Source organism: Thalassolituus sp. UBA2009 (assembly GCF_002335285.1).
GTDB lineage: Bacteria > Pseudomonadota > Gammaproteobacteria > Pseudomonadales > Oceanobacteraceae > Venatoribacter > Venatoribacter alkanivorans.
Window position 1 is genome coordinate 1 of record NZ_DDCJ01000159.1, and the last position, 8,419, is coordinate 8,419.

At 50.9% G+C, this 8,419-nt stretch carries 6 protein-coding genes and 2 tRNA genes; 6 read left to right on the forward strand and 2 right to left on the reverse strand.

Annotation, left to right across the window (positions count from 1 at the left end; translation table 11 throughout):
* From B3P58_RS19790 to B3P58_RS19815, 6 genes are all read left to right on the forward strand, one after another.
* Positions 1 to 414 (forward strand): aminopeptidase N C-terminal domain-containing protein (locus B3P58_RS19790; RefSeq protein WP_286720018.1); only part of this gene is annotated, 414 nt, incomplete at its 5' end.
* A gap of 73 nt (positions 415 to 487) precedes the next feature.
* Positions 488 to 1,855, forward strand: coding sequence for a DUF1329 domain-containing protein (locus B3P58_RS19795; protein WP_145469454.1), 1,368 nt, complete (start codon positions 488 to 490; stop codon positions 1,853 to 1,855).
* Between the two features lie 162 nt (positions 1,856 to 2,017).
* Positions 2,018 to 3,235, forward strand: coding sequence for a YCF48-related protein (locus B3P58_RS19800; RefSeq protein ID WP_145469455.1), 1,218 nt, complete (start codon positions 2,018 to 2,020; stop codon positions 3,233 to 3,235).
* A gap of 101 nt (positions 3,236 to 3,336) precedes the next feature.
* On the forward strand, positions 3,337 to 5,721 hold the full coding sequence (locus B3P58_RS19805; protein WP_371736694.1) for an efflux RND transporter permease subunit: 2,385 nt from the start codon (positions 3,337 to 3,339) through the stop codon (positions 5,719 to 5,721).
* A gap of 88 nt (positions 5,722 to 5,809) precedes the next feature.
* Entirely contained in the window at positions 5,810 to 6,610 is an 801-nt protein-coding gene (locus tag B3P58_RS19810; RefSeq protein ID WP_286720022.1) for a hypothetical protein, read from the forward strand.
* 128 nt (positions 6,611 to 6,738) lie between these two features.
* On the forward strand, positions 6,739 to 7,791 hold the full coding sequence (locus B3P58_RS19815) for an AraC family transcriptional regulator (RefSeq protein WP_145469458.1): 1,053 nt from the start codon (positions 6,739 to 6,741) through the stop codon (positions 7,789 to 7,791).
* A gap of 359 nt (positions 7,792 to 8,150) precedes the next feature.
* On the opposite strand, the gene B3P58_RS19820 is transcribed toward B3P58_RS19815, so the two are convergent.
* Together B3P58_RS19820 and B3P58_RS19825 are read right to left on the reverse strand one after the other, a co-directional pair.
* A tRNA-Asp gene (locus tag B3P58_RS19820) sits at positions 8,151 to 8,227 on the reverse strand.
* Positions 8,228 to 8,264: 37 nt separating this feature from the next.
* Positions 8,265 to 8,340: transfer RNA gene (locus B3P58_RS19825), tRNA-Val, on the reverse strand.
* Positions 8,341 to 8,419 lie beyond the last annotated feature (79 nt).

Consider the following 8,419-nt stretch of genomic DNA (forward strand, 5'->3'; position numbering starts at 1 on the left):
GATTTCTATCAGCAGTGGTCACAGGATGCGCTGGTGGTGAATCAGTGGCTGTCGGTGCAGGCCGGTTCGGCAGAGCTGGGTAAGGTGGAATTTATTCAGCAGCTTCTGGCACATACCGCCTTCGATTGGCGTAACCCGAATAAGGTACGCTCGGTATTGGGGGCATTTGCCAATCAGGCGCTGTGTCATTTTCATCGTGAAGATGGTGCCGGCTACCGTTTACTGGCCGATGCGGTATTGCGTCTGAATGACAGTAATCCGCAGATCGCCGCACGTCTGTTGACGCCACTGACCAAGTGGCGGCGTCTGGTGCCGCAATTATCGGAGTTGATGAAAGCCGAGTTGCAACGCATTATGCAGCATGGCGCTTTATCCAAAGACGTGTATGAGGTTGTCAGCAAGAGTTTGATTTGAGCATCGCTGCAAGTTTCTTTATTCTTGCTTCGGGGAAGATTGCCGCACTCTGCGGTGTAGTTGAGGTCGCATAATGAAAAAAAATAAGTGGATAGCGGCTGGTGCATTGGCGTTGGCGTTTGTAATGCCGACGGCAATGGCGGCAGTATCCGTTAAAGAAGCGGATCGCCTGAAAGGGGAACTGACACCGCTGGGAGCTGAACGTAGTGGTAATGGCAGTGATATTCCGCCCTGGCGTGGTGGTCTGAATCTGCCGCCGGTGGGCTATAACAAGCCTGGCCAGCACCATATTGATCCGTACGCCAAAGATAAACCGTTGTTTGTCATTACGGCGGCCAATATGAAGCAGTATGCCGAGTACCTGACCCCGGGCCAGAAGGCATTATTCAAGGTATATCCTGATACTTTTAAAATGCCGGTCTATGAGACCCGTCGTACGGCAGCTGCACCTGAGTGGGTGTACGAAAATACCTACAAAAACGCTATCCGTGCCGAGCTGAATAAAGACGGCAATGGTCTGATGTATGCCTATGGTGGGATTCCTTTTCCGCTTGCCAAAACCGGTCTGGAAGCCATCTGGAACCACGTAACACGCTGGCGCGGCATTTATTTAACCCGCCGGGCGTCTGAAATTGCCGTACATGTTGATGGTGATTTCTCGCTGGTAACGGTACAGCAGGAAGTTGAATTCAACTTTTATCGCCGTGATAAAAGCATCGAAGATCTGAACAATATTCTGTTCTACTACCTGTCATTTACCAAAGCCCCAGCGCGTCTGGCGGGTGGTGCGGTATTGGTTCATGAAACCCTGAACCAGGTGGATGAAGCACGTCAGGCATGGGGCTATAACGCTGGTCAGCGTCGTGTACGCCGTGCGCCTAACCTGGCTTACGATACTCCGATTGCAGCGGCTGATGGTCTGCGTTATGCCGATGACACGGACATGTATAACGGTGCTCCGGATCGTTACAACTGGAAGCTGCTGGGTAAAAAGGAAATCTATATTCCTTATAACAGCTACAAGCTCAGTTCAAATAAGGTCAGCTATAAAGATCTGATTAAACCGGGTCATCTGAATCCTGATTACACCCGCTATGAAAAACACCGTGTATGGATTGTTGAAGCAACCCTGAAAGACGGTATGCGTCACGTATATCACAAGCGTGTGTTCTACCTGGACGAAGATACCTGGGGGGTTGCGGTTGCTGACCAGTACGATTCGGCCGGTGATCTCTGGCGTGTGAACATGGCTTACATGAAAACCTATTACGAGTTGCCGGTAACCTGGACCACGATGGATGTGTTCCATGATCTGAAAGCCAAGCGCTATCACGTGCAGGGGCTGGATAATGAAGAAGCGGGGACCATTGACTATACCAATGAGCCTCCGGGGGATCGCTACTTTACTCCGGCCGAATTGCGCCGCCGCGGTAAGCGCTGATCGGGCAAACGAACGGATGAGTTTTACTCATCCGTTCTTGTATTTAAGGGTCAAAACAGACGATTTTCCCCTTACATTCTGTAACAACTGGACGTTAGTCAATGATAAATCAGTCGGCTAGACTAGCCGCCTTCCGACATTACTATAAAAACGGAGCTCCTTATGTTTTCTGATTTGGTTCAGTCTTACGCTCGTGCTACGGGAAGAGCGCTGGCGATGGGCTTTACCCGGGTTGGGTTGATTCTTGGCGTACTGCTAAGCGCAGTTTCAGCTCAGGCAGCCTGGCAGGACCCTCTTAATACCCCGGCTTTACAGACTCAGCGTGCTCATCAGACGCTGTTACTTGATGTTGTCCGGGCAGACCGCCGTCTTGTTGCCGTGGGGTCACATGGTCATATTGTCTATTCCGACGATGACGGCTTAACCTGGGCTCAGGCCAGGGTTCCGGTATCGGTTACCCTGACGGCTGTGTATTTCCCATCCGGTGATTACGGCTGGGCGGTTGGTCACGATGGTGTCATTCTGCACTCATCAGATGCCGGTAAGACCTGGGTTAAACAGTTCGATGGCTATCAGGCCAATACCGCCATTGTTGCTGCAGCAACCAAATCAAAACAGCGTGCCAAAGATCGTCTCGAAGCGGCTGAAGCGGCCGGCGATGATGTTGCCATTGAAGAAGCTGAAATGGCTTTGGAAACCGCAACCTATGGTCTGCAGGATGCCCAGTACGATCAGAGCACAGGCTCTACCAAACCTTTCCTGGATGTGTGGTTCTACGATGCCAAGCGCGGTTACGCTGTTGGTGCTTATGGCATGTTTTTCTACACCCTGGATGGCGGCACGACCTGGGAAGACGTGTCTTCACGCTTACCGAATCCTGATCGCCTCCACCTGAATGCAATTTCCATGGTAGGCCCGCGCTCTCTGGCGATGATTGGCGAAATGGGCATGATCCTGCGTTCCGATGATCTGGGCCAGAGCTGGCACAGCATGGACTCTCCGTATGAAGGTTCACTGTTCGGTCTGATTGCCGCCGGCGATAAGCAGATTATGTTTGGTCTCCGTGGTCACGTCTTCAGTTCTGTTGATGGTGGCATCAGCTGGGATGAAAAAGCCACAGGCAGTGAGCAGACGTTACTGTCCGGCACTATTGGCCGTAAGCATACTTTGCTGGTCGGCAATGGTGGTTCAGTGGTGATTTTTGATGCTCAGATGCAGAATCCAAAAGCATCGATTCTGGAAGGGCGCAAAGCCTTTGCAGCGGTTGCAGAAGCATCAGACGGTAACTTTATTATTGTTGGCGAGGCGGGTGTTAAGCGCCTTAATGCTGCCGGCGAGTTAATTGATCAGAGCATTAGCATGGCGGCGGGAGATTTTTAATCATGGCTGAACAACAGCACCATTTTTCTACAGAGCCGGAACATTACATCCTGTCGAAAGAGACAGAGCCGGCTTTAGAACGCATTCTGTTTAATAACCGCATGCTGGTTATGATTGTCCTAGGTCTGCTGACCCTGCTGTTTGCCTATGGTCTGACCAAGGTAAAACTGGACTCCAGCATCGAGAAATACATTCCGCTGAACCACACCTTTATCCAGAATTTTCTGGTACATAAAGATGACATGAAGAGCGGTGTCGCCAATGTGAAGATTTCGATCGAAGCACTTGAGGGCGATATTTTTACTAAAGACTATATGGAAACCCTGAGCAAAATTAACGATGAAGTATTCTTCGTTAAAGGGGTTGACCGTTCCGGTATGCAGTCTTTGTGGACGCCGAATACCCGCTGGACGGAAGTAACGGAAGAGGGCTTCCAGGGTGGACCGGTTATTCCGAGTACCTATGATGGTGGCCCGGAAAGTCTGGAACAGGTTCGTCAGAACGTACTGAAGTCGGGTCAGGTTGGCCGTCTGGTATCCAACGATTTCCGCTCATCCATTATTGACGTACCGCTGGTTGAATACGATCCGGAAACCGGTGCCAAGCTGAGTTACCAGAAGTTCTCCCAGGACCTGGAAGATAAAATCCGCGCCAAATACAGCAACGATAAATACCGCGTGTACATCACCGGTACGCCGAAGAAACTGGGTGATTTACTGGATGGTGCAAAGTCCATTGTTTACTTCTTCCTGGCGGCGATGGCGATGACTGCCATTCTGCTGTACCTGTATTCGCGTTGCCCGAAAGGTACGCTGGTTCCTATCATTGCATCGCTGATTGCTGTGGTATGGCAGTTGGGTGCACTGGCGCTGATGGGTTACACCGTTGACCTGTACTCGGTACTGGTGCCTTTCCTGGTGTTTGCGATTGGTATCAGTCACGCGGTACAGATTATTAATGGTATCGCCATTGAATCCGGTAAAGGTGCCGACAAGCTGCAGGCTGCCCGCCAGGCATTCCGTGGTTTGTATGTACCGGGCATGCTTGCTCTGTTAAGTGATGCGATGGGCTTCCTGACGCTGCTGTTTATTGATATTGGCGTAATTCAGGAACTGGCGATTGCTGCAAGTATCGGTGTGGCGATGATTATCGTTACTAACCTGGTATTGCTGCCGATTGTGATGTCCTTTATCGGTATCAGCGAAGCCGGTGTGCGTCACGCCAAGAAAACCGAAAAATCCGAGCCGAAACTGTGGAAGGCAATGTCTTATTTTGCCAGCCCGAAAGTGGCGCCGATTCCTATTGTGATTGCCATTGTGATGGCTGTATTCGGCTATCAGATGAGCCAGGGCCTGAAAATCGGTGATCTGGATAAAGGTGCGCCAGAATTACGTGCTGACTCGCGCTACAACCTTGATAACGACTTTATGGTGTCCAACTACTCAACCAGTTCTGATGTTCTGGTGGTGATGGTTGAAACCGCTAAAGAGCAGTGCAACAGCTTCAAGGTAATGGACGCCGTGGATCGCTTTATGTGGTACATGGAAAACGTACCGGGTGTGCAGTCAACAACCTCGCTGGTCACCGTATCGAAGCTGGTTACCAAAGCGATGAACGAAGGCAACCTGAACTGGTCAGCACTGTCGCGTAACCAGACCATTCTGAATACCTCTATTCAGCGTGCGCCAAGCAGTCTGCTGAATCCGAACTGCTCTATGGCACCGGTTATTGTTTACCTGAATGACCATAAAGCTGAGACTCTGGAAACCGCCGTCGCGGCTGTAGAGGAATTTAAGGCGCAGTACGACGACAACATTGACGAAAAATATTTCGGCTACACCATTGCCGAAATTGAACAGGCAATTGCGGATAAAGAAATCGATTCTGTACCGGTGCGTTTCCAGCTGGCATCCGGTAACGCCGGTATCGAAGCGGCTACCAACCAGGTAATCGCCGATGCGCAGGATACGATGCTGATCTTCGTTTACGTTGTGGTCTTTGTGCTGTGTTTTATGACCTTCCGCTCGTTCACTGCGGTGGCCTGTATTCTGATTCCGTTGGCGCTGACTTCGGTGCTGAGCCAGGCGCTGATGACCTATCTGGGTATCGGTGTGAAAGTAGCGACGCTGCCGGTAATTGCACTGGGTGTGGGTATTGGTGTCGACTACGGCATTTATATTTACAGCCGTCTGGAAGTGATGCTTATTGCCGGTAAGACCCTGCAGGAAGCTTTCCTGGAAACACTGAAATCTACCGGTAAGGCGGTAAGTTTCACCGGTATCACTCTGGCAATTGGTGTGGCAACCTGGATTCTGTCCCCGATTAAATTCCAGGCCGATATGGGTATTCTGCTGACCTTTATGTTCCTGTGGAACATGCTGGGTGCCTTGATTCTGCTGCCGGCTCTGGCGCATTATCTGCTCAGCCCGAAACGCATTATTGCCCGCCATAAAGCACGCCATGGGGATATTCCTCCGGCTGGCTGAGTGGCAAAAAATTAAAACGGTGGCGCTGCCACCGTTTTTTTTGTCTTTTTTCTTTCAGGGACACAGACATAAAAAGAAGGAAACAGAAATGAAAAGCCCTTTAGGATTAAGTGCCGATCTGCCTGTGGCTGATCTGGTAAGCGAAGCGGTTGCCTTGCTCTGGTCAAAGCGCGCAGCGGTGATCAAAATGTTTTTGCCAGCCATGTTAATTCTGGCATTGGTTGACTGGAGCAGTTCGACCTTTCTGGCCGAGAATAACTATGCTGGCCAGTTTGGCTTCCTGATTGTTTCGATTTTGCTGAGCGTGGTGTTTGCCACGTCTTGCCATCGTTTTACGCTGCTGCCACAGGATAAATGGGACGCCAATGCACTGCACGGTATGAGACGGGAAGAGTTCCGTTATCTGCTGCGGGGCTTGTTGCTGGGGGTTATTGGCGCGGTGGTTTTTTTCTGCACCATGCTGGTCGCCATGCTGTTTATCGGTCAGGAGGAAGCCTGGTTAGGGGCAGTGGCCGGCATTCTGCCAGCGCTTTATATCTGGTCGCGGCTTTCGATTACTTTACCGGAGCTGGCTCTGGGGCAGAAAAGTGATCTTAAACGCGCCTGGTCATTAAGTGAGGGTAATGGCTCGCGTCTTGTGTTGGTGGTATTTATTGTGCCCATTGCTCTGGCGTCGCCTTTTTTAGCCTTATTTATGCTGGATCACTCTGTACTGAGCTATGTGGCAGCGTTCGGTACTTATATTACCAGTCTGATTTCGCTGGTGATGCTGTCGCTGTCTTATCGTTTTCTGCTGGATTTTTATGAACCACAGGTCGCTGAGAATGAGCAGGAATATCAGCCTGCTGAGACCTCCGTGAAACAACAGGATGGCGGGTTTGATGCCTGATCCTTTGCCTGCTTCTGAAACCTGCTTTGGCAGGTTTTTTTATGTCTGCGTTTTATGCTACTGCAGGCTTTGCGTGCAGCAGCAGGGCCAGTGATAATGCTTTTTTATTTTAATAACAGAAAAAGACGATGAGACTCGGTGATATTTCGGTGGCTTATGTGGAGTTGATGGCGCGTGCGGTGGAAGTAACCGGTGCCCGGCCTCAGGCTGTATTGGCTCAGTATCAGCTGGATGAGATAAAGCTGGCATCACCGGATGCACGTATCAGCATTCCGCGTTTTATGCGTATGGGGCATGCCTGTATTCAGGAATTTTCAATGCCCTGGCTGGGACTGGAGATGGGCCGTCTGACATCACCTCCGGCGATGGGCCTGGCGGGTTTGCTGGCACAGAGTGCCGCGGATATCCGCAGTGCCTGCAGGGCGCTGACCGAGTATGAATTATTGTCGAGCTTTAACGCCCGTGGCCGTTCGCAGTTTCTGCTGGAAAAGGGCAGGGGCGTTGCGCAGTTTTATTCCATCAGTCCGTATAACGAATACAACCTGTTTGTCGTTGATTCGGTATTGTCAGGCTGGAACCGCTTTATGCAACTGCTCAGTGGTCGTCATGACCTGCTGGCACGGGTTGAATTTGAATTCTCAGCACCGGCTTATCGGGAGCGTTACAGCGATATTTTTCAGTGTGAGGTTCATTTTGGTGCAGAGCGTAATGCGGTTGTGCTGCATGACTGGGCACTGGATTTACCGGTTCAGCAGCGTTGTGCATCGACGTATTCGGCATTAAAGCAGCTGGCGGACCGCGAGCTGGAACGGGTGCGTCTCGGTTTAACTTTCCGTGAGCTGACAGAGCGTGCCATTGGTCCGCTGTTAAACGGTCAGACGCCAACCCTTGAGCAAGTCGCACAGCGGCTGAATATGGCGCCCTGGACGGTCAGGCGGCGTTTAACCGATGAAGGGTGCAGTTTTCAGCAGGTATTAAATGATACGCGGCGGGATCTTGCAGTGAGCTATGTGCGGGATACGTCGCTGACTCTGGGTGAAATAGCCTATGTATTAGGCTTCGGATCAGCGACGGCATTTCAGCGGGCATTTAAACGCTGGACTGGCGAGGCGCCAGGGCGTTTCCGCGAACGGTCGGGCAGAGCTTACATCTCTACCGCGTCGTCCACGTCGTCTTCGTAGTCGTCAAAACCGACTTCCAGAAGATCTTCGATGTAGTCAGACATAACTACCTCCATGTTCAGGATTATTGTTGTGGTTGTTTTACGTTAAGCACACCCTGTGCCAGAACGTACAACTGTCAGCGCTTCTTCAGAGCATGAATCTCTCTTAAAGTTCCTGTGCTCAGATCATTCAGCGCTAAGGCAGGCGTAAGTTAATTCTGTACTGTTACAGCAAGATGAAAACCGATGATTACTAAGAAAGGCAGATCAGGAAGGATACGTGCGAATCGAGCAGAGGAAATCGGAGGATCTTTCAATACCAAGAGTGCGCCAGAGCGAACGATTGGTTGGTACAGCTAAAGTAAAACGTTTTTAAAATGGCGGACTGGACGGGACTCGAACCCGCGACCCCCGGCGTGACAGGCCGGTATTCTAACCAACTGAACTACCAGTCCGCTGATACCAATCTTAAAGACCGTTCTTTAAGAATGATGGTGGGTGATGACGGGATCGAACCGCCGACCCTCTGCTTGTAAGGCAGATGCTCTCCCAGCTGAGCTAATCACCCAAATGTGTCACTAAATTTTGTCACTTAACTGCAATCATTACCTGTCAGGGTAATGAAATGGCGGACTGGACGGGACTCG